This window comes from Rhizobium phaseoli (assembly GCF_001664385.1).
Classification (GTDB): domain Bacteria; phylum Pseudomonadota; class Alphaproteobacteria; order Rhizobiales; family Rhizobiaceae; genus Rhizobium; species Rhizobium phaseoli.
In genome coordinates, this window is record NZ_CP013532.1 from 2,327,685 (window position 1) to 2,351,769 (window position 24,085).

The 24,085-nt window shown below is 60.1% G+C and carries 23 protein-coding genes; 9 read left to right on the forward strand and 14 right to left on the reverse strand.

Features of this window, described 5'->3' with window-relative positions; genetic code table 11:
• The first annotated feature begins 43 nt into the window (after positions 1–43).
• The 3 genes from ppc (at position 44) to AMC88_RS11320 (ending at position 4,892) form a co-directional block, all read left to right on the forward strand.
• The gene (ppc, locus tag AMC88_RS11310; protein WP_208613667.1) at positions 44–2,824 is read left to right on the forward strand and encodes a phosphoenolpyruvate carboxylase; all 2,781 of its coding nucleotides are present in this window, start codon (positions 44–46) and stop codon (positions 2,822–2,824) included.
• A gap of 88 nt (positions 2,825–2,912) precedes the next feature.
• The gene (locus tag AMC88_RS11315) at positions 2,913–3,875 is read left to right on the forward strand and encodes a C-terminal binding protein (protein WP_012483917.1); all 963 of its coding nucleotides are present in this window, start codon (positions 2,913–2,915) and stop codon (positions 3,873–3,875) included.
• A 21-nt stretch (positions 3,876–3,896) separates the two neighbouring features.
• Complete coding sequence (locus AMC88_RS11320; protein ID WP_064825299.1) at positions 3,897–4,892, forward strand: phosphotransferase family protein; 996 nt, start codon at positions 3,897–3,899, stop codon at positions 4,890–4,892.
• A gap of 105 nt (positions 4,893–4,997) precedes the next feature.
• Here the strand turns inward: AMC88_RS11320 and AMC88_RS11325 are convergent, their stop codons facing one another.
• The 9 genes from AMC88_RS11325 to AMC88_RS11365 form a co-directional block, all read right to left on the reverse strand.
• Positions 4,998–5,549, reverse strand: a complete 552-nt coding sequence (locus AMC88_RS11325) for an NADPH-dependent FMN reductase (RefSeq protein ID WP_012483919.1) — start codon at positions 5,547–5,549, stop codon at positions 4,998–5,000.
• A gap of 53 nt (positions 5,550–5,602) precedes the next feature.
• Complete coding sequence (locus AMC88_RS11330; RefSeq protein WP_170960087.1) at positions 5,603–6,721, reverse strand: alcohol dehydrogenase catalytic domain-containing protein; 1,119 nt, start codon at positions 6,719–6,721, stop codon at positions 5,603–5,605.
• A gap of 105 nt (positions 6,722–6,826) precedes the next feature.
• A complete protein-coding gene (locus tag AMC88_RS11335; protein WP_237353142.1) occupies positions 6,827–7,984 on the reverse strand; it encodes an amino acid ABC transporter substrate-binding protein in 1,158 nt (385 codons plus the stop codon).
• A gap of 138 nt (positions 7,985–8,122) precedes the next feature.
• On the reverse strand, positions 8,123–9,205 hold the full coding sequence (locus AMC88_RS11340; RefSeq protein WP_225880774.1) for a VOC family protein: 1,083 nt from the start codon (positions 9,203–9,205) through the stop codon (positions 8,123–8,125).
• Positions 9,206–9,221: 16 nt separating this feature from the next.
• Positions 9,222–10,538, reverse strand: a complete 1,317-nt coding sequence (gene eno, locus AMC88_RS11345; protein WP_012483923.1) for a phosphopyruvate hydratase — start codon at positions 10,536–10,538, stop codon at positions 9,222–9,224.
• A gap of 46 nt (positions 10,539–10,584) precedes the next feature.
• The gene (locus AMC88_RS11350) at positions 10,585–11,145 is read right to left on the reverse strand and encodes a cupin domain-containing protein (protein WP_198157442.1); all 561 of its coding nucleotides are present in this window, start codon (positions 11,143–11,145) and stop codon (positions 10,585–10,587) included.
• A gap of 22 nt (positions 11,146–11,167) precedes the next feature.
• Positions 11,168–11,875 carry an ABC transporter ATP-binding protein gene (locus tag AMC88_RS11355; RefSeq protein ID WP_064825300.1) on the reverse strand — a complete coding sequence of 236 codons (708 nt, stop codon included), beginning with the start codon at positions 11,873–11,875 and terminating at the stop codon, positions 11,168–11,170.
• Positions 11,865–13,607, reverse strand: a complete 1,743-nt coding sequence (locus AMC88_RS11360) for a branched-chain amino acid ABC transporter ATP-binding protein/permease (RefSeq protein WP_012483926.1) — start codon at positions 13,605–13,607, stop codon at positions 11,865–11,867. The genes AMC88_RS11355 and AMC88_RS11360 overlap by 11 nt, the downstream gene beginning before the upstream one ends.
• A gap of 2 nt (positions 13,608–13,609) precedes the next feature.
• Positions 13,610–14,455, reverse strand: coding sequence for a branched-chain amino acid ABC transporter permease (locus AMC88_RS11365; protein ID WP_012483927.1), 846 nt, complete (start codon positions 14,453–14,455; stop codon positions 13,610–13,612).
• Between the two features lie 367 nt (positions 14,456–14,822).
• Here AMC88_RS11365 and AMC88_RS11370 point away from each other — a divergent pair, with 367 nt between their 5' ends.
• On the forward strand, positions 14,823–15,824 hold the full coding sequence (locus tag AMC88_RS11370) for a LacI family DNA-binding transcriptional regulator (RefSeq protein ID WP_064825844.1): 1,002 nt from the start codon (positions 14,823–14,825) through the stop codon (positions 15,822–15,824).
• Between the two features lie 195 nt (positions 15,825–16,019).
• Here AMC88_RS11370 and AMC88_RS11375 read toward each other — a convergent pair whose 3' ends face one another.
• Together AMC88_RS11375 and AMC88_RS11380 are read right to left on the reverse strand one after the other, a co-directional pair.
• Entirely contained in the window at positions 16,020–16,553 is a 534-nt protein-coding gene (locus AMC88_RS11375; RefSeq protein ID WP_010021277.1) for a carboxymuconolactone decarboxylase family protein, read from the reverse strand.
• A gap of 156 nt (positions 16,554–16,709) precedes the next feature.
• Positions 16,710–17,483: a fumarylacetoacetate hydrolase family protein gene (locus tag AMC88_RS11380; RefSeq protein ID WP_010021275.1), complete on the reverse strand. Its 774-nt coding sequence runs from the start codon at positions 17,481–17,483 to the stop codon at positions 16,710–16,712.
• Between the two features lie 210 nt (positions 17,484–17,693).
• On the opposite strand from AMC88_RS11380, the gene AMC88_RS11385 reads away from it, so the two are divergent.
• On the forward strand, positions 17,694–18,458 hold the full coding sequence (locus AMC88_RS11385; protein WP_004668701.1) for a DUF599 domain-containing protein: 765 nt from the start codon (positions 17,694–17,696) through the stop codon (positions 18,456–18,458).
• Complete coding sequence (locus AMC88_RS11390; protein WP_064825301.1) at positions 18,458–19,447, forward strand: heparan-alpha-glucosaminide N-acetyltransferase; 990 nt, start codon at positions 18,458–18,460, stop codon at positions 19,445–19,447. The genes AMC88_RS11385 and AMC88_RS11390 overlap by 1 nt, the downstream gene beginning before the upstream one ends.
• 26 nt (positions 19,448–19,473) lie before the next feature.
• Here the strand turns inward: AMC88_RS11390 and AMC88_RS11395 are convergent, their stop codons facing one another.
• Both AMC88_RS11395 and mgtE read right to left on the reverse strand, forming a co-directional pair.
• Positions 19,474–19,866 (reverse strand): MerR family transcriptional regulator, encoded by a 393-nt coding sequence (locus AMC88_RS11395; RefSeq protein WP_011425479.1) that lies wholly within the window; start codon positions 19,864–19,866, stop codon positions 19,474–19,476.
• 65 nt (positions 19,867–19,931) lie between these two features.
• A complete protein-coding gene (mgtE, locus tag AMC88_RS11400; protein WP_064825302.1) occupies positions 19,932–21,344 on the reverse strand; it encodes a magnesium transporter in 1,413 nt (470 codons plus the stop codon).
• A gap of 240 nt (positions 21,345–21,584) precedes the next feature.
• Here mgtE and AMC88_RS11405 point away from each other — a divergent pair, with 240 nt between their 5' ends.
• The 3 genes from AMC88_RS11405 (at position 21,585) to AMC88_RS11415 (ending at position 23,334) form a co-directional block, all read left to right on the forward strand.
• On the forward strand, positions 21,585–22,079 hold the full coding sequence (locus AMC88_RS11405; RefSeq protein ID WP_064825303.1) for a peptide deformylase: 495 nt from the start codon (positions 21,585–21,587) through the stop codon (positions 22,077–22,079).
• A gap of 71 nt (positions 22,080–22,150) precedes the next feature.
• Positions 22,151–22,663: a BON domain-containing protein gene (locus AMC88_RS11410; RefSeq protein ID WP_037139307.1), complete on the forward strand. Its 513-nt coding sequence runs from the start codon at positions 22,151–22,153 to the stop codon at positions 22,661–22,663.
• A 305-nt stretch (positions 22,664–22,968) separates the two neighbouring features.
• Positions 22,969–23,334, forward strand: coding sequence for a hypothetical protein (locus AMC88_RS11415; protein WP_004668707.1), 366 nt, complete (start codon positions 22,969–22,971; stop codon positions 23,332–23,334).
• A gap of 58 nt (positions 23,335–23,392) precedes the next feature.
• Here the strand turns inward: AMC88_RS11415 and AMC88_RS11420 are convergent, their stop codons facing one another.
• Positions 23,393–24,034 (reverse strand): methyltransferase family protein, encoded by a 642-nt coding sequence (locus AMC88_RS11420; protein WP_064825304.1) that lies wholly within the window; start codon positions 24,032–24,034, stop codon positions 23,393–23,395.
• Positions 24,035–24,085: the final 51 nt, after the last annotated feature.

The following is a 24,085-nucleotide window of genomic DNA, read 5'->3' on the forward strand; positions in this document are numbered from 1 at the left end:
AATCCTGCCAGCCTATGCTAACGTTAGCACAAGGGATGTGCATATGGATTTTCAACTGAGAAAAGCAGGGATGCAGGGAAGGCGCCTCGCGGCAAGGGCCCTGGTGAAGGATGTTCGGCTGCTCGGCCGCCTGTTGTGCGAAGCCATTGAAGCCAGCGACGGCAAGGAGGCTCGTGAGATTGTGGAACAGGTCCGCAGTCTTTCGGTGACGGGCGGCAGAAAGACTAGCCCGCGTCTGAACGACAAGCTTGCTCCCTTCTGCGCTGACATACCTCCGCGCACTCTGAAGCGCGTGGTCCGCGCGTTCAGCCAGTTCTCTCAGCTCGTGAACATCGCAGAAGACGCTCATCACGCCAGAGCGCAGCGCCTCAGCATCGTCGAGGGCGAACCTGCCATGCCGGGGACGATTGCGAGATCGCTTTCCGTTCTGGCTGCCGCCGGGATAGAGGCGGAAAATATTCGCAAGCTGCTTTTGGAAGCTGTGGTCTCGCCTGTATTTACAGCGCACCCGACCGAGGTTCGGCGCAAGAGCGTTATCGACATCGAGCAGGAGCTTGCACGATGCTTGAGCCGGCTTGACCAGGCCGGCCTGACTGCGCAGGAGGTGGACCGATATCAGGACGATTTGGAAAGAGCGACGACGACGCTTTGGCAAACGAACAGCTTGCGAGGACGGAAACTGCAGGTCGTTGATGAAATCCTCAACGGCCTGTCCTATTATGACAGCACGATTTTCCATGCTATCCCGGAAGTTTATGAGGATCTCGAAAATCAACTTCGAGGCTCACCTTGGAAGTTTGGCCAGGACGCGTTGCCGCCATTCCTGCGCATGGGTTCCTGGATCGGCGGCGACCGGGATGGAAACCCCTATGTCAATGGCGAGACCCTGAAGGAGGCGCTCCGGCTGCAGAGCGAGAGGGTATTTTCCTTCTATCTCGGCGAGTTGCACAGCCTTGGCGCCGAACTTTCTTTGGATGATCGGTATGTAAAGGTCTCGCGGGACCTTCAGCGCCTCGCCACCGACTCTCCCGATAGATCGGAGCAGCGCCGGCACGAGCCATATCGCCTGGCAATCTCAGGCATCTACGCTCGCCTGGCGGCCACGGCCCGCAAATTCGGCAGCACGGAATTGGTTCGTGAGCCTGTAGCCGCCGCTCCCTCCTACAGGAACCCCGCCGAATTCGCCGAAGATCTGGCAACGATCAGCAAATCCCTGATCGCCAATGGCGCTGAAAAGATCGCCGCTGGAAAACTGCGCGGCCTCCGACGCGCCATAGAAGTCTTCGGCTTTCACCTTGTCAGCCTCGATTTGAGACAGAATTCGGAGGTTCACCAGCGGGTAGTTCATGAGCTTTTCGAGAAGGTGCGCCCAGGCACAGGCTACGAGGCGCTCGCCGAGAGCGACAAGATCCGCTTGCTCACCGAGGAACTTCGTTCGTCCCAGCTGTTGGTTACACCGCTTAAGACCTATTCGGCCGAGACGATGTCGGAACTTTCCGTTCTGCGTGAAGCCGCCGAAGCCCATAAGCGCTATGGCCGCGCCAGTATCCCGAATTACATCATCTCGAAGGCCGGAAGCCCTTCCGACCTTCTGGAGGTCATGGTTCTGTTCCGGGAGGTGGAACTGTTCCGGCCCGATGAACCCGAAGCAGCCTCCGTCAACATCATACCGCTTTTCGAGACGATCTCGGACCTTCGACGGTCGCATGAGGTGATGCAGACAGTTTTGGCCATCGAAGCCTATAGGGCGTACCTGGGCGCACTCGGAGGCAAACAGGAGATCATGCTCGGCTATTCCGACAGCAACAAGGATGGCGGTTATCTGACGTCGGGATGGGAGCTCTATAAGGCAGAAATGGCCTTCATTCAGCTCTTCGAACGTGAAGGGATCCGCCTCAGCCTGTTTCACGGCCGCGGTGGTTCCGTCGGCCGCGGCGGCGGCCCAAGCTATGAGGCGATCACCGCCCAGCCCGCCGGCGCCGTTGCCGGCTCGATCCGGCTCACCGAGCAAGGCGAAGTCATTGCAGCGAAATATTCCAATCCGGCACTCGGTCGCCGAAATCTCGAACTGCTCATCGCCGCGACGCTGGAAGCGTCTTTGCTGCCTTCCGACGCACAAGAACCGGATCCCGACTATCTCGGCGCCATGGAGGAGCTGTCCGACCTGGCTTTTGGTGTCTATCGCTCGTTGGTCTACGAAACCGAGGGATTTGAAAAGTTCTTCTGGGAAACCACGATCATCGGCGAAATCGCAAAACTGAACATTGGCAGCCGCCCGGCCTCACGCAGCTCGTCCCGCCGCATCGAAGATCTTCGCGCGATACCCTGGGTGTTCGGCTGGTCGCAGAGCCGTATCATGCTGCCGGGCTGGTTTGGATTTGGCTCGGCCGTTAGACAATGGCTGGCCGGACAACCGGACGGGTTGCGAACCCTTCAAAGGATGCATCGGGACTGGCCTTTCTTCCAGACGCTGATCGCGAATATGGAGATGGTGCTGGCCAAAACCAATATGGCGATCGCGGCGCGGTACGTGGACCTCGCCCCTGACACATCCACCCACGAGAAAATCTTCGCACGCATCAAAGACGAGTGGGAAGCGACGACGGCCGCACTATTCGGCATAACGGATCAGGCCTCGCTCCTGGAGAATAATCCGGCGCTGAAGCAGTCGATCCATCATCGCTTTCCATGCCTCGATCCGCTGAACCACATGCAGATCGATCTTCTTCGCCGCCATTATGCAGGAGAACGAGATCAGGAGACGGAAGAGGCGCTGCATCTGACAATCAATGGAATCGCCGCCGGGCTGCGAAACAGCGGATAGCTCGCCGCCGAAACAGGCGGCGCAAGCCTATTTTTCTTGACCTCGGCGAAATTATTGCGCTAACGTTTGCACAAACTGGGAGGAAATCATGACACGGACCGTGCTGTTGACGGACTACGCCTGGCCGGATGACAAGGTCGAGCGCGAGGTGATCGAGAGGGCTGGATTTGTCCTCATCAGCGGCCCCGCCGAGCCATTGCCCTCTGCCGAGATCGACGCTTTGGCTGCAGAGCATCGGCCGCACGCGATCCTGACCTGCTGGGCTCAGGTCACCGAGAGGGCCATCGCTGCATCTCCCAATCTCAAGATCGTCGCTCGCCTCGGAGTAGGCCTGGACAATATTGCAGTCGATGAGGCGACGGAGCGGGGAATTTGGGTCACGAACGTTCCCGACTACTGCGTCGCAGAAGTGTCCGACCACGCAATCGGTTTTGCAATTGCCTGGGCCCGCGGCCTGATCCACTTCGATCGCGAAGTTCGCGAAGGCCGCTGGGACCCGGCTTCGGCAAATCTCCGCAGGCTTTCGGAGCTGACCTGCGGCATCATTGGCTTCGGCCGCATCGGCCGTGCGACGGCAGCAAAGATGCAGGCGCTCGGATGCCGTGTGGTGGCGCACGATCCCCATGCCTCCAATGTCCCCGCTGATGTGGAGCTTGCCGACTTCGATATGCTTCTGGCCAGGAGCGATATCGTCATTGTCCATGCGCCGCTTTCGCCGGCGACGCGTCATCTGATCAACAAAGACGCCATCTCGAAGATGCGTCGCGGAAGCCTGCTTATCAACGTCAGCCGGGGCGGCGTCGTGGATACTGCTGCCGTGATCGAGGGCTTGGCTTCCGGCATTCTGAGCGGCGTCGGTCTTGATGTGCTTGAGGATGAACCCCGCGTACCTCAGGAGCTTCTCGCTCACGCGGGGGCGATGATTACGCCGCATGTCGCCTTCTCCTCGGATGCTTCGCTGATCGAGCTGCGCCGCCGTGCAGCGGAGGAAGTCGTCAGGGTTCTTTCCGGAGAGATGCCTGAACAACCCCGCAACAGCCCCCGCCGCTAATGCCTTAAGGACACTGGTTTTATGTCTGTAGATGAGACGACGATTTTCGACGATTTCTTGCTGAAGAGCGGCCTGAAGAGCGCTTCCGAGGAAGCGATCTACAAGCCCCTGACGGGTGGTGTTTCTTCAGATATCTATCGCGTGGAGCTCCCCGGCCGGCTCATCTGCGTGAAACGCGCGCTTGCCAAGCTTAAAGTATCTGCTGATTGGCAAGCGCCGGTGTCGAGAAATGTATATGAATGGAACTGGATTTCCTTCGTGGCGGAGCATTTCCCTTCCGCCGTTCCGAAGCCTCTCGCGCACGACGCGCCGTCTGGTGTTTTCGCAATGGAGTTTCTTCCGAGCGACGACTACCCGCTCTGGAAGACCAATCTGCTTCACGGGAGCGTCGACCGGAAGGCGGCAGCGGTCATTGGTCAGCGGATTGGACAGATCCATTCCGTCAGTGCCCGCACACCGGGGTTGCCGGAAAAATTTGACTCCGGATCGAACTTTTATGCTCTTCGGCTAGAGCCCTACCTGGTGGCCGCTGCCGCCAAACATCCTTTCGTCGGCGATCGTCTCGCCGAGCTGGTTGAGCGCACCGCCGCAACAAAGCTGGCGCTGGTCCACGGCGATGTCAGCCCGAAGAACATCCTGTTGGGCAGAAACGGTCCTGTGTTCCTGGATGCCGAATGCGCCTGGTTCGGCGATCCGGCTTTCGACCTGGCCTTCTGCCTGAACCATCTGTTGCTGAAGAAGATCGTTGCCGGAAAGGCGGCATCCGAGCTTGCATCGTCATTCGCGGCCTTGACGGCAGCCTACATGGATCAGGTCGACTGGGAAGATCGGGACGCGCTCGAGGCCCGGGCCGCAAGCCTGCTGCCCGCCCTCTTCCTCGCCCGAGTCGACGGCAAATCGCCAGTCGAATACATCACCGAAGAATGTCAGCGCGAAGCGGTCCGCAAAGCCGCCATCCCGCTGATCGCATCGCCTCCGCAAAAGCTCGCTGACGTGGCGCAGGCTTGGTTTCCGTAAGGACCCAGGCCTCTTCGGAACGGTACGCTCTGCACTTCAAATGAAAAAGAAAAAGCCACCGCGCTGTGTTCGCGATGGCGGATGAAATCCTTGCTCTGCTCCGGCTCAGAACCGGGCGACCCAGCCTTCGAACGCAACCAGGAAGCTCTCGATGAACTTCTGGGTTCCTTCATTGAGGAATACCCCATGGTCGCCCACCAATTTGTCTGCCGTGCTGAGGTAAACCTCAGGCTGGGGCATGGTCGGCACGTTGATGTTGGTCAGGATAACCCGGAGCTGAAGTGCTGCGGCAGCGCCGCCGATCAGACCGGGAGAAGCCCCGGTCACGGCACCGGGCTTATGATCCCATACGCTTTTCCCGAATGGTCGAGAGCCGACTTCGATCGCATTCTTCAATGCCGCCGGTACGGATCTATTGTATTCCGGCGTCACGAAGATTGCCCCATCGCAAGCGTTGATGCGCTCGCGGAAGGACGTCCATTCCGTGGGCGGCGTTTCGGTCTCGAGGTCCTGGTTATAGAGCGGAAGATCGCCGATCGGGACGATTTCCAGGTTCAGGCCATCGGGCGCTACTTTCTGCATTGCACGGGCAAGCTTCAGGTTGATCGAAGCCTGACGAAGGCTTCCGACCAGGACCGCGATATCTTTCTTGGACATGTTCTCTCTTCTCGCGTGAGGGCGGCGCCGGCCGCAGCCGGCGCCGGTGATTGTCATTGATAGGCGGCAGGAACCGGAGGAATGACCACGTAGTTGCTGAAGCCGCCATCGCGTTCGCCGATGCCGGAGATAGCTTCATTCACCCGCTCGAGCGGATAGATCTTGTGCTCAAGATAGGAGAGGTCGAGCGCGCCGGTGCGGACCATGTCGGCCATCTCCTGTCCCTGGGCAGCGCTGAACCAGTTGGAGCCGATGAGTTGAACCTGCTCGTCCATCAGCCACTTCACGTCGACCGGAACATCTTCCGCCACGCCGCCAACGACAACCACACGGCCACCTCGACGAACGCCGCGCATGGAGTCGACCACGGTCGCCGCAGGGGCTCTCGCGCCCAGTGCGCTGATAACGAAATCCACTCCCTCGCCGCCGGTTTGAGCCTTCGCCCATTCTCCGGTCGAGCCTTCACCGAGCATAATCGTGTCGATGCGGTCGGGAGCGATGGCCTTTATGCGGTCCATCAGCTCCTTGTTTCTGCCGGTGCCCAGAATTTTGGAGAGACCCATTGCAAGAGCGAGCTTGGTGGCCGCGATGCCGAGCGTGCCGGTAATCCCGTCGATGAGGCAGACCTGGCCGGGTCCGGCCTGTGCATTCTTCAGGGCGCCGTAGGATGTGCCGAGATAGCCGAAGCGGCCGGCCTGTTCGAAGCTGAGATTATCCGGCAGGCATACGAGTGAATATTCCGGGGCGGTCATGTATTGGCTGAAGCCGCCGTACGGATAAAGATCGAAGATCCGCTGACCATCACGGCTGGTGCTGAAGTAGCCATTCAAGGTGTAGTAGCGACACTGGCTGCGGTTGCCCGACCGGCACGCCTTGCAGGAACCACAGGATCTGAGAGGGCTGACATAGACACGATCGCCAATCTTGACATTGGTGACCGCCTCGCCAACTTCGGCGACGAGCCCGGCCGGATCCAGGCCGAACACCGCCGGAAACTTCGGCAGCGGCTGGTGGGGAAACCAGGTTGGCCAGTTATTGATGACGTTGGCCATGTTGGGCACGATACCGCAAGCCCTGACCTGCACCAGGACGTCGTTGGGCCGGGGCGCGGGAACCGGAATCTCATCCAACGACATCGGCTGATGCAGAGCATGCAGCCGGGCGGCGATCATAGTTTTAACCATTTACTCCTCCATAGGGACATCGGTCGGACCGTGTCCGGCCGAATGCATTTTTTCAGTTTCAGACAAAGGCGCTGCAGTGCCGAGCGGCATTCGTCAGGGGACCAGGAACTCCTTTCCAGCCGGTCGGAAGTCCGCCGGCCAGACAGTCACCCAGTCCTTTCCCTGAACTTGCTTGAGCTTTGTCGATGGCTTCCCGGCATTGAACTTGCCGTCGAAAGTCCTTGGCCCGACGACGGTCTCGACCGCATTCGAGCGCAACCATGCAGCCATCGCGGCGTCGTCCAGCTTCCCTGCCCCTTCGGCTGCTGCCGCAAGGATTTGCCACGCAGCATATTCGACGGCGGCCTGATACTCGGTGCGCGGATAGGGGAAGCCTGCCGCCTTCGCCTTGCTGCCATAAGCACTTACGAACTCCGGGGCGCCGTGATTCTTGAGGAATGGTTCGTGCTCTTCGAACCAGGTCAGCGAGGTCAAGCCATTCGCTTTGGGGTGGGCTGCGGTCGGGCCGGGTGCCGGGAACAGGTAGAACTGGTTCCGTGGCTGGTAATCGATCCGGCTCATCGCATCGAGAAGCTGCACTGCCTCCATGCCGATCGCACCGGACCACAGCAGATCCGGATCAGCCGCTTTGATGCGGTTCGCGATTGCGCCGAAGTCCTTCGTGCCGAATTCGTATTCGAGGTCCAGCAGGCTTTTGATGCCACGTTTCTCGGCGACCTGCTGACCGCCCTTGGCGATCGTCAGAGCCGACGGGAATTTGCTGGTGACGAAGGCGATCGTCTTGGGAGGAGCCGGCAGGCTCGCATATGCATCGAGAACGATCTCGGTGTCGGTCAATTGCGGCTCGGCTCCGATCGGAAGAGAGGGGAACTGTAGCGGATAGGGCGCGAGGCTCGGGTCGCCGAGGCTGCTCTGAACGAGCATTTTCTTGAACCGAGCGGCAACACCCATTGCTGCGATAATCGAGGACGTGCCGTAAGGCCCCATCAGGAGATCGACCTTGTCGGCCGTCACCAGGCGCTCGTAAAGGGTTCGCGCATTGGCGGGAAGCGATTGGTCGTCGAGAAGGACGAACTCCACCTTCCTTCCGAGAATACCGCCTTTGGCGTTGATCTGCTCGACGAACACCTCTGCCGCGAGCCTATGGATTGCGCCGACGCCCGCAAGCGGGCCTGTCAACGGCAGCGTTCCGCCGACGCGGATCGGTCCCTCCTGGGCGAAAACCCGCGGCATCGAGCTGAAAGCTGCCACGGCGGCCGCAGACCCGAGAAATGCACGTCTATTCAGTCTAATGGATTTCACACTCATCTCATCCTCCCAAGGTTCCGGCATGTCATCGCGCCCACGGATCTCGCAGCGCGTCGGCCTCCTGCCCGCCGGCGGCAGGTGTCAGCTCTTCGCGAGCCCTTCTGCGTATCGTTCGAGCGTCATCGGATTCGGCATTTTCTCGGGGTGCTCCAGCGGTACCCCCGCAAATTCGCTGGCCTCGAAGAACCACTTCGAGACGGCTGGCATTCCCCAATGGACATTGGTGCTAAGGGATGCCGCGTCCCAGCGAATGGGCTCCAATTCCGCATCTATCGTGGTGTAGTGATTGTTAAAGAACTCCACCCGGTGGCCATCCGGATCGCGCAGATAGACGAACAGGACTCCCGAAGGACCATGACGTCCGGGCCCGCGCTCAACGCTGTCTCCATATCCGTAACGGCTGGCAAAGTCACATACGGCGAAGATGTCGCTGCTTTCGGGAACCGTATAAGCAAAATGATGCAGCTGCGGGCCGATGCCGGGCACCAAGGCCAGGTCGAGACAGACACCTTTGCGATACATGAAGTTCGCAATGAGAGTGTCGCCCGCTGCTATATATTCCGAAGTCCGGAAGCCGAGTTCGCCGTAGAACGCGCTGAGACCCAGCGGATCCGCAACCATGATCTGGCAATGGTCAAGGCCCTGGGCTCGGGCGCCACGATGTTCATGCACTGCGAGAAACTTGCGGGGATGGACGCTCATGCTGGAGCAAAGCTCGATGCGAGCGCCCGACGGATCGCTGACAAGCAGGGTCCGCCCTTGGTTTCGAACCTCGATCCATTCCGCCGGAAGGCCCTTCTCCTCGAAGAAGACCTTGGCCTTGTCCAGATCCTCCTCCAGGAATACCCGGTAACCTATCCGCCTGCACGCCGGCTTGCCGCCGGCGGGTGCGAGCACCAGACTGTGGTGGCAGGCCTCGGACAGTCCGCGAAGGTAGGAAACACCATCCGTGAATTCTGTTTCAACGAGGCCGCCGACATTGACATAGAAGTCTCGGCTACATCCCACATCATTGACCTCAAGCACGACATGGCTGAAGCGCGTGATGTTGAAGGGAGGCTTCAAATTAACAGCCGGAAGCATGTTATCCTCGCTTGGTTTTGCTAACGTTAGCATAAAACGGCCGGGTATTTTGTCAATGCCTGTTTTGCGCAGGACCCGCATCCGCCCCATCCAAATCCTAACTTACAGCGGCAACAGCGGCTGGCTTTTCAGCCAGGTCCAGCGCCGACCATCCGGCGAACGATGCCTCTTTTCCAAGCGCCTCCTCAATCCGGAGAACCTCGTTCCACTTGGCCATTCGCTCGGAGCGGGAGAACGATCCTACCTTGAGCTGCTTGGCATTCCAGCCGACCGACAGATGGGCGATCGTCACATCTTCCGTCTCGCCGGATCGCGCCGAAACGATTGTCCGAAAACCCGCCTGCTTGGCAACGGCGAGCGCCTCGAAGGTCTCGGTGATCGTGCCCGCCTGGTTCGGTTTGATCAGAACAGCATTGGCGCTCTTATCCCTGATCGCTTCGCTTACCCGCGCCGCGTTCGTCACGAAGAAGTCGTCGCCGATGATCTGGCATCTGGAGCCGTAACGGGCGGTGAATTCCTTGAAACCGTCCGCATCGTCCTCGGCGAGCGGATCCTCGATAGAGACGATCGGGTAGGCGTTCAACCAGCCGCCGAGCATGTCGATCATCTTGGCCGTATCGAGCTGCCGACCCTCCAGTGCCAGCGCGTATCTGCCCTCGCGGCCGAATTCGGAAGCCGCTATGTCAAGCGATATCGCGACCTCGCCGCCGGGCCTCAGACCGGCAGCCTCAATCGAACGCACAAGGGCATCGAGAGCCTCTTCATTGCTGGTGAAGGCTGGCCAGTAGCCCCCCTCGTCCGCCACGCCCTGAAGTTTGCCGGCGCGTTTCATGATGTCGCCCGCAGCGCGATAGACCTCGGCAGTCCATTCCAAGGCTTCGGAAAACGTCGAGGCGGCGGGACACATGATCATGAAATCCTGGACGTCTACCCGGCGCGCCGCGTGCGCTCCGCCACCGAAGATCTGGATCTCCGGCAGCGGCATGGTAATTCCCTTGGCGGAGCCCGCGAGATACCGCCAGATCGGTTGATCGGCCGCGGCCGCGGCGGCGTGAAGCAGGGCCATCGACGTTGCGACCGATGCATTCCCGCCCAGCCTGCTCCGGTTCTGGGTGCCATCCAGCTCGATGATGGCTCGGTCCAGCTCGGCTTGAAGCCTGGCGTCCCGGCCAACCAGCAACCTGGCGATTTCGCCGTTGACGGCAGCCAGGGCCTTGTTGATCCCCAAGCCAGCAAGGGCGCTGCCGCCGTCTCGAAGATCGAGAGCTTCGCCGGTGCCGGTCGATGCACCGGCCGGCGCGATCGCCCGGCCGATCGCGCCGGAGGCCAGCTCGATCTCTACCTCAACAGTGGGCCGGCCACGGGAATCCCAGACGCGACGGCCCTGCACTTTTCGGATTTCGGTGTTGCTCATGTTCAGTTGGTCCACAAGGTCAGATTGAGATTTGGATCATTGAGGCTCACAGGCCGTCATCGTAATCCGTCGTATCGGGGGTCCGTGCGCCAACCAGCACCACGGCGATGGTTGCCGGTCTGTCGCTTTTGTTTCGCCAGGCGTGACGGGTGCCGTTCTGTACGAAGGCGTCGAACTGGCCCAGCCGGGTCTCATTGCCATCGTCGAGCTCCATCCAGATCTCGCCGTCGAGAACGATTCCATAGTCGACAGTAGGCGTTTGATGTTTGCCATCCGGCTCGAAGCGTTCGGCCAAGCCGGGGCTGACCGCAAGGTTCTCCGCCATAGCCGCCGGACCATCGAAATCCGGAGACATAAAAACGGAGTCTGGTGGGAACGTTAGCACTAAAAAGCGCGTTTCGCCCGGCTCGGGAACGAAGCTCGTCAGCAACGGAGTTGGATCGGTTCCGTCGAATGGAACCGTCGTGGAAGCCGAAGTCGCCCAAACCATCCGCGACACCAGACCTGGGACGGTCCTGAATATGTCGGTGCGCGGAACGGCGCGGTCCTCAGCAAACCTGGCAATACCCCGGCTGCTGTGTTCCGTCACGACGCGTCTGATATGCACGGGAACTCTCCCGCTCGAATTTTCAGATACCAAGATACGCCTCCCTGATGCTTGGATCATTGATCAGAACCTCAGGCGCTCCGGAGGCCGTCACGCGACCTTGCTCGATCACGTAGGCCTGATGGGCAATTTCAAGCGCCTTGTTCACATTCTGCTCGACGAGCAGCACGGCTACGCCCCGCTCGTTGATCATCTGGATGATTTTGAACATTTCCCCGACGATCAAAGGCGACAGCCCGAGCGACGGCTCGTCCATCAGCAGCACGCGCGGCTTGGCCATCAAGCCGCGGCCGATCGCAACCATTTGCTGCTGCCCGCCCGACAAGGAGCCCGCCAACGAATCCTGGCGCTCTTTCAAAACAGGGAAAAGCTGAAACACCTCGGCGAGCGTGGCATCGCGCTCCGCACGCGCGAGTGCGCGGTAGGCACCGAGCAACAGGTTGTCCAGGACCGTCATCGCCGTGAAGAGACGCCGCCCTTCCGGGACCACCGCGATGCCATAGTCGCAGACCCGGTGGCTGGGCACTTTGGAAACGTCGTTGCCCTCGATCACGATCTTGCCTTTGTGCGGGCGAAGAATGCCGGCGATGGCGTTTACCAGCGTGCTCTTGCCCGCACCGTTCGGTCCGACGACCGAAACGATCTCGCCCGGCCTTACGCTGATGGACAGGTCCCACAGAGCGATCGCATCTCCGTAGCCGACCTCGATCTTATCGACCTCAAGCAGCATGACTACCTCCCAGATATACGCTGACCACAGCCGGATCCCGCATCGTTTCGCCGGGATGCCCGAGCGCCAGAACCTTCCCTTGATCCAGCACCGCGACACGGTCCGCCAGTGCGACAACCGCGCGCATGAGGTGTTCGACGAAGATGATCGTCGTACCGCCGGATTTGATCCGCTTGATCATTTCGACCGCATGGTCGACCTCGGCCGGATTCAAGCCGCAAAGCACCTCATCGAGCAGGAGCAGACGTGGTTTTGCGGCCAGCGCTCTGGCGAATTCGACAAATTTTCGGTCATGCAGGTTCAAGGCTTCCGGAAGCACGTCGGCTTTGTCAGCCAGCCCGGTGAAGGCGAGCGCCTCCGCGGTGGCTGCATCGACAGCAGCCGCGCCCATGCCGTCTGCGCTGCCGAATTTCGCGCAGAGCCGAACGTTTTCGAGGACCGTCAGATTGTCGAACAGGCGCGGGATCTGATAGGTGCGCGCCACGCCCTGCTGGGCGATCAGATGCGGCGATCGACCGGAAATCTCCTCGCCTTCCAGTGTGATTTTACCTGAGGTCATGGAGTAGTGACCACTGATCATGTTGATCAGGGTGGACTTGCCGGACCCATTTGGCCCCACCAGAGCCAGGATTTCGCCCCGCCGGACCTCCAAAGTCACGCCGGTCAAGGCACGGATGCCGCCAAAGGATTTGGTGACATCCTCGCATTTGAGAAGCACCGGACCGGAACTTGCTTGGCCTGAAGGCGCGAACTGCGTGACGACCTGAGCAAACCCCATCGGTGCGCCAGCTCCGCTGCGCCTGTCGGCAAACCTGCGAACAAGACTGGGAACGATGCCGGACGGCAGCACCAGGATGACGACGATCAGCGCAAGAGCCACACCCGCACGGCCGAATTCCGCATGAGCGCCGCTGACGATAGCGCTCTGCATCACGGTGATGATCACCGCGCCGATCGCAGGTCCAGCCCAATGGCGGGCTCCGCCAAGAATGCTCATGAGCACGACATAGAGAGGAACGGTCACCGCAAACGTTTCGCCAACGGTGACGTAGCCGACATATACGGCGTGGATCGCCCCCATTGCACCGGCAAGCGCCGACGAGACCGCAAACGAAATCAGCTTATAGCGAAACGTCGGAACGCCTTTCACTTCTGCGACGTCTTCATCGTCGTGGATTGCCAGCAGGCCCTGACCGAATTTGCTGTGAAAGATGAAATAGGATGTCGCCAGCGCAACAAGGGCCGCAATGAACCCGAACATGTAGAGGGAGCCGGACGCCGTCGCTCCGATCATCGGGATTTCGATCCCTGAGAGGAATACGCCTGTGCCCGAATCGAGCGCGGTGTTCGACACAATGGCCGCGACGACAAACGTCACTGACAGCGTCAGCAGCGCGAAGAACTCGCCGCGCAGCGCGCCCGAGCGAAAGACAACCAGGCCAATCAGAACGGCGACCACGGCCGCAAGCAGGGCCGCGGCAGGTATCGTCGCAACGAAGGGCCACGACAGCTGCGTCGTCAGCGTGGCCGTCGTATAGACGCCGATACCGAAAAATGCGGCATGACCAAAACTCCAGTAGCCGGTGTAACCGCTCAGGATGCCCCAGCTCGTTGCCAGCACGATCCAGAAGAAAATGATGTACAGATAGGAAAGGTAGTAATCCGCCATTCCCAGGTAAGGCAGCGAGGCGAGGATCGCCACGACAGGCGCAGTAATCAGGAGCTTTTTCATGGTCAAATCACCGGTTTGCGCAGGAGGATGACGATGAGCACGCTGAATGCCACGAGCGGCGCCCAAGCGGGGTTCACGACGGACATGGTAAGGTTCTCGGCCACACCGATCAGCATTCCGGCGCCCAGCGCGCCGATGGGGCTGCCTAATCCTCCAATGATGGCGACGGCAAAGACGACCCCGATCCAAGCCTCGATTTGAGATGGCGCCAGAGTTCCGATCAGGGCGATAAAGACCCCGGCGATCCCCGCCGTCGCCGAGCAGAAGCCAGCCAGAATGTATGACACGCGCGTCGAATTGATTCCGAAAGCCGACGCTACGGGAGCGTCATGGGCGGCGGCGCGCAGTGCCTTGCCGAGCATTGTCTTGTTCAATGCGTACCAGGCCGCTCCGGCAAGCACCCCGGCGCAGGCAAACGCAGAAAGCTCCAATACAGGCACGAAGATCGGGCCGAGCCGTATGGTAGTCTGCGCATAGGGCGTTTCATAGCGAAGGAAATCGGGCGACCAGATCCATTGGATCAACGACTCGATCAGGATTGTGACGCCGAAGGTCACCAGGAGAGAGGCGAATTCCTTCACCTTGAAGCGCACGAACACGCTGTGCAGCGCAATGCCGAGCGCGAAGAACAGCGGAGCGATCAGAAGAGCGCTCAAATATGCCGGAACGCCATGGACGGTGCCGAGCTGGTAGGTCAGGTAGGCGCCAAGGAATGCCAGCGCGAAGTGGCTGAGATTCACAAGCTTCAACAGGCCCCAGCTCAGGCTGAGACCCATCGCCAGCAGCCCATAGATTCCGCCCAACAAGACGCCGCCGACAGCGGATTGCAGGAAAAGAGCGACGGTCATGAGGATCTACGTCCCTCTGCGGACATGATGATCAACGCCGGGAACACCAGAATATCCACGTTATGCCTCCTCCCGTTTGCGCTAACGTTTGCACAAACATTCGTCCCACAGCACGGCCCTGATGTCAACGGCCTTGAAGAAGTTAATTGATTGCCAGGCGTCTCTGCGAGCGCAGCACCACCGGTGCGGCAAGCCCGCCCGAGATGATAAGCATCTGAAAGGTTTTTATTTTACATGCCGATTGGTCGCCGCGCCCAGGCGTCGGGGGCGAAAATTAAAATGATTGCTACTTAAACGGTATGAGAGGTTTGACAACTGCGATGTCAGTGCTATCGTTGGCCAAAATAATCATTCCGAGCCAAGCACCATGGTAACAATTAAAGACATCGCGGCGATCCTTCAAGTTTCCCCCTCGACCGTGGGCCGCGCTCTTGCCGACGATCGCCGCATCAGCGCTGAGATGAAGCGAAAGGTGAATGAAGCCGCAGCGCAAGCGGGGTACGTTGCCAATCGTGCTGCTCGCATGATGCGCGGGGTGCAGAGTAATCTCGTCGGGCTGATCGTTCCAGATATCCGGAACAGCTTTTATTCGACGATTGCCCACGCCCTCTCGCAGTGCCTTCTTTCGGCGAATTATCAGCTGACCTTGTGCGAAACCGATGACGACAGAATGCACGAGCTTCGCCACATCAGGGAACTGACGAGCGTCAACGTCGCCGGGATCATTCTGGTCCCGAGCGCAAAACCTCATCCTGATTCCGCGCGAATCCTGAAGATGACACCTCACATCCAATTGCTGCGAAGGGCGCCGCTGCTCGGCGACCAATGGTTTGGGATTGATGACAGACGGGCGCTTTACGAGAGCACGGAACACATCATCAACGCAGGTCATAAACGGATCGCCTATATCGGCGGCACGGAAGAACTGCCCACCGGCGCGGCTCGCGTGCAGGGTTTCCGGGACGCGGTGAAAAGCTCCGGTCAGGCGATCACCGTGCATGAGGAGCTTGGCGCGCCCTCCTCGCCGGAATTCGGACGGGAGGCCGTGCGTCGCCTTCTTTCCCTAAAGGATCGACCGACGGCGCTTGTGATCGGCGCGGTGCAAAACACCTCCGGAGTCATTGACGAAATCCAGGACCAGGCCCTAAGCGTTCCCCGAGATATTTCGGTCGTCGGATTTGGCGATGAGCTGGGGTATCGGTGGTGGGGTCCGGGACTGACGACGGTCCAGCTGCCCGTTTCGGAATTGGCGACCGCCTGCGGGCTTTGGTTCCTGCACCACCTTCAGAACAAGGGTGACCTGAGCAAGCCCTACAGCTTCATCTCTCCGCCCCAACTGGTCATCCGCGGCAGCACGGGCACACCGTGAAACGCCGGCAGTGGTCGATCTCCCGCAGCAAGCGGAATCAGAGAGAGGCGCCCGTCCCGTGACACGCACCTCTCTTCGATCGGCTGCGATTCATCCCGCATCCAGGGCCGGACGCTGAAAGCTCTGGAATTATCTTGATGAGCGCCGCCAAAACATGCGGCAAGCCGAGGCGGCGCAGCTTGGGCGCCGGCCTGCTCAGCGATATCCCTCTTCAAGATCGATCTTCAGCGCGCCCATGAGGCGAACACCGGAATTGTACCAGGCGACATTGATCGAGAGCTCGACAAGCTGTTTTTCCGACAGGAACTTCGCGACCCCGTTCCAAACGTCGTCGGAAACATCGACGTTCAGCGTGGACTCCTTGGCGAAGGCCATCACAGCCTTCTCCTGCTCGTCAAAGAGATCCGAGGTCTCGAAGTGCGCGATTGCATGGAACTGCGCCTCCGTCAGGCCCGCCTTGAGCCCATGAGAATGATGATGCTTCACCTCGTACTCGGAGTTTGTGCAGTACCCGACCGTTAGGATGGCCATCTCCCGCAGCTTCGGGCTGAGGTCAGCCGCCCGCACCGCATTGGCATAAGTGAGGAAATCGCCGAGGATCGCGGGAGCGTTGGCGAGCGCCAGAAAGATGTTTCCGGTCGGAACCTTCCTCTCCTTCAGCAGGCGCTCATTGAGCGCAGGTTGCGTCTCGGCCAACTCGGTATTCGAGACATATTTTACTCGTGCCATTTCTCTACCCTCAACCTTGCCCTGACAAATCTCCCTGTTCAACGTGGTCCGATGCGGAACCAGTCTCTGCAGGTGCTAACGTTAGCATTAATAGCGTGTGATTCTGAGGTCAATCAGAATTTTCGCGCCGCAGCGCCCCCCCCGCAGGAGCTTCAGCTAGTGCAGTGCCGCAACCACCGGATTTTTCAGAACACCGATACCGGGAATTTCCACCTCGAGTTCGTCGCCGGGAACGATCGGCCCGACGCCCGCCGGCGTCCCGGTCATGATTACATCACCGGGCAACAGCGTCATGAAGCGGCTCAAATAAGCAACGATGTCAGCAACGGGATAGACGAGGTCTCGCGTATTTCCAGCCTGTTTGACGGCGCCGTTCTGACGAAGGATGACGTCAAGATTCGTCGGATCGATATCCGTAACGATGGCCGGCCCCATCGGTGCAAAAGAGTCGTAACCCTTGCCTGCCAGCAGGCAGCCAAACTTGCTTTCCTGCCGCTGTATGATGCGGTCGCTGATATCGTTTCCGCACGTGTAGCCAAGCACATGCCGCAACGCATCTTCCTTGCTGATGTGGCGTCCGCCTTTGCCTATAATGGCGACCAGTTCAGCTTCGTAGTGGACGATTTCGCCATCGCTCGGATATTCGATGGCATCTCCGTTGCCGCTCGCCGCCGTGCTGGGTTTCATGAACAACACCGGAAGGGTCGGCTGCTCCTTTCCGGACTCGTCAGTGTGCTGTCGGTAATTGTAAGCGACTCCAAATATCCGGGGCCGTTCCACTGGGCACAACAGACGGACGTCGGAAAGCTGATCCTCCTTCCCCGTCCGCTCGACACCCTCGAACGGTTCGCCGGCTAAGCGATCGATCCTGCCCTCACTTTCGACTCCATAGTACATTCCATCGACGGACCGGTAGCGCACAATCTTCATATCAATCTCCTTTTATTGCTAACGTTAGCGCAACTGCATGAGCGCGTCAACGCACCCGGTCCCTCCCATCGGTTTGACGATCATCCGTTCGGAAAATCCAATTCGATGTCAGAGTAATGCGCTGAAACCGCGGGGCGCCGGTTTCCGGTCATTGCAGCATTTCGATGCATATGTAAGGTGGCCGCACTTCATGCGGAGACTGAATCACTGATGACGACGGCGGACTACATTGCTCTGGCCTTCTTTGCCTGCGTCTGGATGGGCTATTCCTGGCTGCTGAAGGGCCGCACCTTCTTCGGCCGCACCAGTCTGACCCATGCGATGACCGAACGGCGCCGCGAATGGATCTACAATTCGCTGCGCCGCGACCTGAAGATGATCGACACGCAGATCATGGCCGGCCTGCAGAACGGCACGGCCTTTTTCGCCTCGACCTCGATCTTCGCAATTGGCAGCTGCTTCGCGTTGCTCGGCGCCACCGAGAAGGTCGACGCGGTCTTTGCCGACCTGCCCTTCGTCTTCCATGGCGGCCATGCCGCCTTCGAGATGAAGGTCGGCGGACTGGCGGCGCTTTTCGGTTATGCCTTCTTCAAGTTCGGCTGGTCCTATCGGCTGTTCAACTACTGCACCATTCTCTTCGGCTCGATCCCGATGCTGCGCGACGCCGAGAGTGATGTCATCGCCGCCGAGCGGGCCGCCGAGCGCGTCATCCGCATGAACGTCATTGCCGGCAGCAATTTCAACGAAGGCCTCAGGGCGATCTTCCTGTCGATCGGCTACCTCGGCTGGTTCATCAACCCTTATGTCTTCATGATGACGACGGCGATCGTCATCTTCGTGCTGACACGGCGGCAATTTTTCTCGCAGGCGCGGCTGGCGATCATGGATGCCGGCCCGCCGTCCAATCTCCACCTTTCTCCCGTTCGCCGCGACATTCCGTCGAGCGGCGGAAGCGATTTGCCCGAGGGACTTTGATGACAATGCCGGCACTGCAGGCCGATGCGGCAGCGAGGCCGCCGCGCATCGGACTATTGGACACGGCCCGCGGCATCGCGCTGATCGCCATGGCGAGCTACCATTTCACCTGGGACATGGAGTTCATGGGATATCTCGCGCCGGGCACGGCCGAGACCGGCTGGCTGAAGATCTATGCCCGGGCGATCGCCACGACCTTTCTCTTCATCGTCGGCGTCAGTCTGGTGCTCTCCAGCACGCCGGCGATTCGCTGGCCATCCTTCTGGAAGCGTTTCGGCATGATTGCCGCGGCGGCCGCGGCCATTTCGATCGCTACCCGTATCGCCATGCCGGACGGCTGGATCTATTTCGGCATCCTGCATTGCATCGCGGTGCTGACGCTCATCGGCATCGTTTTCATCCGGCTGCCGCTCGCCGTCACGCTCATCGTCACGCTGGCGCTGCTCACCGCCTGGATCATCGACAATTTCGGCACGCCGGACCTGTTGCGCTCGTCCTTTTTCGATCCGCGATATCTTGCCTGGATCGGCCTTGCCGCCATGCCGGAACGGTCGAACGACTACGTGCCGCTGTTTCCCTGGGCAACGCCGTTCTTTGCCGGACTGAGCTTCGCCTTGATCGCCATCAGAACCAGGCTGCCGCACCGGCTTGCCGCCCTTGGCACCGGCTCCTGGTGGCCGGCGCGGCTTGGCCGCCACAGCCTTGCCTTCTACCTCATCCACCAACCGGTGCTGATCGCCATCGCCTACGGGATTTCCCTGCTTGTCCCGCCGCCGATGCCGGATCCGGCGGAAACTTACCTAAGGCAATGCAACTCCACCTGCGTGATGCAACAGGGCGAAGCGCTCTGCCACAGCTTCTGCCAATGTACGCTCGGAAAATTGCAGGCCCAAAGCCTGCTGATCCCACTGCAGGCAAACGAGATCAACGTCCAGAAGGATGAACGGGTCCAGACGCTCGTCACCGAATGCAGCGCCGAGGCTGAATAAGGGGCGAGCAAAGGCCCTGCCCGTTCTCAGGTGGTGACGCCGATTTCGGCGAGGCGGCCGAGGCAGGCCTCTTCGATATTGTCGAGTTCCGTCAGCGTGTCGTCTATATCCTTGCGCTTCTGGCGCAGGTCCTCACGCTTCTCGTCGACGCGCTTCATCAGAAGCTTCAGCTGGCCGAGCTCGCCGGGCGGCTCCTTGTAGACCTGGATGATCTCGCGGATTTCCGCGATGGTGAAACCGATTCGCCGCCCGCGCAGGATTTCGCCGATCAGCCGTCGGTCCGCCGGACGGAAGAGACGGGTACGCCCCCGCCGCTCGGGATGGATCAGTCCCTCGTCTTCATAGAACCGCAGCGTGCGCGTCGAGACACCGAATTCGCGCGTGAGCTCCGTTATGCTGTAATATTTGTTCACCGGCATGTGTTCCCCGTCGTCGAACTGGCAATAATATTGACTTTTACGTAATAGTCAATTTCGGCGCCCATTCAGATGCCGAACCACCAGGTCGCGATGCCGAGAAAGGCGAAGAAGCCGGTACAATCTGTCACCGTCGTGACGAAGACCGAGGACGCGATGGCCGGGTCAGCCCCCATCTTGTCGAGCAGCAGCGGCAGCAGGATCCCGGCAAGGGCGGCCGCCATCAGATTGATGATCATCGCCGCCGCGATAACCCCGCCGAGCTGGTAGTCGTTAAACCAGACTGCTGCGATCGCGCCCATGATCGTCGCGAAGACGGCGCCGTTGAGAATGCCGACGCCCGCCTCCCTGCGGATGATGCGGCCGGCATTGTAGATGTCGAGATCGCGGGTGGCGAGCGCGCGCACCGTCACCGTCATCGTCTGCGTGCCGGCATTGCCGCCCATCGAGGCGACGATCGGCATCAGCACCGCGAGCGCGATCATCTTCTCGATCGAGGCGTCGAACAGTCCGATGACGCTGGCCGACAGCATCGCCGTGGCAAGGTTGATCAGCAGCCAGAGGAAACGCGAGCGCGCCGTCGACAGCACATTATCCGACAGTTCTTCGTCGCCGACGCCGCCGAGGCGCTTGATGTCCTCGTCCGCCTCTTCATGGATGACGTCAACGACGTCGTCGATGGTCAGCACGCCGACCAGTCGGTCGTTTTCGTCAACGACGGCAGCTGACAGAAGGTCGTACTGTTCGAAGAGTTGGGCGGCCTCTTCCTGGTCCATCTCGGCCGGAACCGGATGGTTGGTTTCGCGCATGATCTGCTCGATCTTCGTCTGCCGCTTGGTGCGCAGGATCTGATCGAGATCGACGGCGCCGAGCAGCTTGAAGGTCGGATCGATGACGAAGATCTGCGAGAAGGAATAGGGTAGATTCTCCTCGTCGCGCATGTAGTCGATCGTCTGGCCGACCGTCCAGAACGGCGGCACGGCGACGAATTCCGTCTGCATGCGGCGCCCGGCCGAACTTTCTGGGTAGTCGAGCGCCCGGCGCAGCCGCACCCGTTCGGTAAACGGCAGCTGCGCAAGGATCTCTTCCCGGTCTTCCTTGTCGAGATCTTCGAGAATGTAGACGGCATCGTCCGAATCGAGATCGCCGATCGCCGCGGCAATTTGCTCATTCGGCATCTGGTCAACGATCTCGCGGCGGATCGCCTCGTCGACCTCGGTCAGCGCCGTCATGTCGAAATCTTCGCCGAGCAGGCGCACCAGCGCCAGGCGCTGATCCGGCTGGATCGATTCCAGCAGATCGCCTATTTCGGATTCATGCAGGCGGGCGACATTCTGGCGCAGGAACAGCGTATCGCGATCGGCGATCGCGGCGCCGAGGAGGGCCAGGAAATCGCCGCGAACATTGCCGTCCTCGTCGTAAATATCCGCTTCCTCGTCATCGCGCCGGCGAATGCGGTCTTCCGTGTCGGTCGTCGTCATCTGCCGCCCTCGCACCTGGTTCGAATTTCAACGACGGCCGCGCCGCATTCGCAAATGTCGGCCGAAAACACATTGTCAACAAGCGGATAAGCGAATCCCGCGCAAGGCTCCCGCAGTCGGAATTCCTGCTCCTGCTAGCTCAAAGCGTCCCTGCCGTAAAGCGTCAAACCGCGCTTCCTGATGACAATGCCTGCGGCCGGCTATAGTTTCCCCACCCGCTCAACCAGAGGAAGCCGCTTCATGTCTATCCGTCCGATCCTGCGCTATCCACATCCGGGCTTGAAGACCGTCTGCGCGCCGGTGACGGCCTTCGATGCCTCGCTCGCCGCGCTGGCCGACGATCTGCTGGCGACAATGCGCGCGGCCCCCGGCGTCGGCATCACCGCCGCCCATATCGGCGTCTTCCTGCGTGTGATGGTGCTCGAGCTGGACAGCGCCGACGGCGTGCGCCTCTATGTTAATCCTGCGATCATCTGGCGGTCGCAGGAGACGATGATCCATGCCGAGGGCAGCGTCTCCATGCCCGGCGTGACCGACGACGTCACGCGCCCGCAGGCGATCCGCTTTCGCTACCAGGATGTCGACGGCAGGATGCATGACGAGGCCGCCGAAGATTTCCTCGCCGTTTGCATCCAGCACGAGGTCGACCAGCTCGACGGAATCTTCTGGCTGCAGCGGCTTTCGCGGCTGAAGCGCGATCGCCTGGTCAAAAAATGGGAGAAGGCGCAAGGCTGACAAATCGCCCGGCGCACCGAACCATTCGCCCTTGTCGACGTTCTCCCGCAGAGAAACAAGGAGCGACTATAATGGCAAGGATCGGTGACAAGACCCCGATTTCACGCGAGGCCCCGGAGCTTTCCCGCGAGGAGGATTATCGCGACCTCGAAGAACGCAATATCGATGATGGCTGGCCCTATGCCGACGGCACCGCTGCCAGCGATCCAGCCAACCGCCCCTACGGCGAGCCCAAGGCCAATTTCGACAGCGATCCCAACCAGGGCTTTCGCATCGATGGCACGGATAGGGACGGCAACGAGAACCGCCTGAAGGATTCGCTGCGCGCCGGCGCGATCGATCGCGACGACAGCGACGAGCTCGAGGCGCGGGTAACCGACAATCTCGAAAACATTCCCGAAGTCGATATCAACAGCATCGAGGTCCATGCCGACGGTCACGTCATCACCCTGGAAGGCTCGGTGGAGACGATCGGCATTGCCCGCAAGGTCGAGCTCGGCGCGCTTGCAGTCGACGGCGTTCATCACGTCCGCAACAGGCTGCAGCTGACCGGCGTCGACGCCCATATCCCCAACGAAGACTGAACGTCCCGCCCGATGATGATCATAACGGAAGGCGGGCTGCCGCCTCCCGTTTGGCTCTGTGCAATATTACCGAAAGTTAACAATTTTCGATTGTAGCGAGCGCGGGCAATCTGTTGCCCTTTTTTGTTAGCGGCTGACGTCACGGCAACGTCAAATTCATTGACAAGAGCGTGATTTCATTTGAACAAAAGGTTTCCGACCCACCGTTTTCCGTTCACACTTTCGCCTCAATTGCGGCGCGAACTTGAACTCGCCGGGGATGGTTTATGTTGTTGAATTCAACAACAGATTGAGGAGAAGAAACCATGCGCATCAAATTTGCCCTCGCCGCATCCCTGTTCGCCGTCAGCCTCGCAGGCGCTGCCTTCGCTCAGCCGACATATTCGGACGATTATACCAATGACAGTGATGGCTTCGCGCCGAGCCCGATGGCCAAGCCCGCTCCGGTTCACTACAGCAACCGCAAGGCTCCTGCCTATTCCAGCGATTACACCAATGACAGCGACGGCTTCGCCCCGTCCGCCATGGCCGCCCCCGCCGTCGACAAGACGGCGACCGCAAGCATCAAGCCCCTGCCCCCGTGCCACAGCATGGTCGGTCCGAGCGGCTCCCATACCAAGGGTGCCGACAGCGGCGCCTCGCGCACTGAAGCCTGCCGCGCAACCCATTGATCCAACAGCAAGGGGCCGGAAATCCGGCCCCTTCCTTCCAATCCGCTTCGAACCCGCCTCAGAACACGAATGGAACGAGCCGGTAACGCGTCGTGGCCATGAAGGTGGTATAGGCCGGATCCTCCTTGAGCAGCCGTTCCTCCGCCAGAAGGCGCAGACATTGCGCGGCCAGCGCGGTCGCATAAATGGCGAAATTCAAGAGCGACGGATTGGCCAGGAAGAAACTGACATGCGTCATCAAATAGCCCGCATACATCGGGTGGCGGACAAGCCTGTAGGGGCCGCCGATCTTGACGCCACGATTGGCGGGCACCAGGCCGAAGCTTCTCCGCAATACCAGCTTTGCCGAGATTTGCAGGATAAAGCCGAGGCACATCACCATTCCACAGAGCCAGAGCGGCGCAAGCGGCTCCGTTGTCGTTGGCGAGACGAGCAGCGGGAAGAGCGTTCCTATGGCGGTAACAGTCCAGTCATAGACCCGTAGCGACGCATTCCTCGTCGGTCGGCGGGTCAGGATCAGAAAGGCGGCAGCGCCTTCCGAGACCAGCAGCAGGCAATCGATAATCGCTCTGTCACCGTGCGCCTGCGGCAGAATGCGTAGTACAATCGCCACAAAGAGATAGACGACCAGAACCTTCTCGATGATGTCGAGGACCAAATAGATGTCGAGGAACGACCCGCCTGTCGCGTTTATCTTCATAATTCCCAATGCTTCCGCAGATATACACCGGACCGACATATATCCTGGCTG

Coding starts and splice junctions, on each gene's coding strand:
- AMC88_RS11410 (WP_037139307.1), top strand. CDS start 22,151: ATGGCAAGGATCGGTGACAAGACCCCGATTTCACGCGAGGCCCCGGAG.
- AMC88_RS11320 (WP_064825299.1), top strand. CDS start 3,897: ATGTCTGTAGATGAGACGACGATTTTCGACGATTTCTTGCTGAAGAGC.
- AMC88_RS11385 (WP_004668701.1), top strand. CDS start 17,694: ATGACGACGGCGGACTACATTGCTCTGGCCTTCTTTGCCTGCGTCTGG.
- AMC88_RS11340 (WP_225880774.1), bottom strand. CDS start 9,205: ATGCGGGTCCTGCGCAAAACAGGCATTGACAAAATACCCGGCCGTTTT.
- AMC88_RS11375 (WP_010021277.1), bottom strand. CDS start 16,553: ATGGCACGAGTAAAATATGTCTCGAATACCGAGTTGGCCGAGACGCAA.
- eno (WP_012483923.1), bottom strand. CDS start 10,538: ATGAGCAACACCGAAATCCGAAAAGTGCAGGGCCGTCGCGTCTGGGAT.
- AMC88_RS11395 (WP_011425479.1), bottom strand. CDS start 19,866: ATGCCGGTGAACAAATATTACAGCATAACGGAGCTCACGCGCGAATTC.
- AMC88_RS11315 (WP_012483917.1), top strand. CDS start 2,913: ATGACACGGACCGTGCTGTTGACGGACTACGCCTGGCCGGATGACAAG.
- AMC88_RS11390 (WP_064825301.1), top strand. CDS start 18,458: ATGACAATGCCGGCACTGCAGGCCGATGCGGCAGCGAGGCCGCCGCGC.
- AMC88_RS11370 (WP_064825844.1), top strand. CDS start 14,823: ATGGTAACAATTAAAGACATCGCGGCGATCCTTCAAGTTTCCCCCTCG.
- AMC88_RS11415 (WP_004668707.1), top strand. CDS start 22,969: ATGCGCATCAAATTTGCCCTCGCCGCATCCCTGTTCGCCGTCAGCCTC.
- AMC88_RS11420 (WP_064825304.1), bottom strand. CDS start 24,034: ATGAAGATAAACGCGACAGGCGGGTCGTTCCTCGACATCTATTTGGTC.
- AMC88_RS11355 (WP_064825300.1), bottom strand. CDS start 11,875: ATGCTGCTTGAGGTCGATAAGATCGAGGTCGGCTACGGAGATGCGATC.
- AMC88_RS11360 (WP_012483926.1), bottom strand. CDS start 13,607: ATGAAAAAGCTCCTGATTACTGCGCCTGTCGTGGCGATCCTCGCCTCG.
- ppc (WP_208613667.1), top strand. CDS start 44: ATGGATTTTCAACTGAGAAAAGCAGGGATGCAGGGAAGGCGCCTCGCG.
- AMC88_RS11330 (WP_170960087.1), bottom strand. CDS start 6,721: ATGATCGCCGCCCGGCTGCATGCTCTGCATCAGCCGATGTCGTTGGAT.
- AMC88_RS11380 (WP_010021275.1), bottom strand. CDS start 17,483: ATGAAGATTGTGCGCTACCGGTCCGTCGATGGAATGTACTATGGAGTC.
- mgtE (WP_064825302.1), bottom strand. CDS start 21,344: ATGACGACGACCGACACGGAAGACCGCATTCGCCGGCGCGATGACGAG.
- AMC88_RS11325 (WP_012483919.1), bottom strand. CDS start 5,549: ATGTCCAAGAAAGATATCGCGGTCCTGGTCGGAAGCCTTCGTCAGGCT.
- AMC88_RS11405 (WP_064825303.1), top strand. CDS start 21,585: ATGTCTATCCGTCCGATCCTGCGCTATCCACATCCGGGCTTGAAGACC.
- AMC88_RS11365 (WP_012483927.1), bottom strand. CDS start 14,455: ATGACCGTCGCTCTTTTCCTGCAATCCGCTGTCGGCGGCGTCTTGTTG.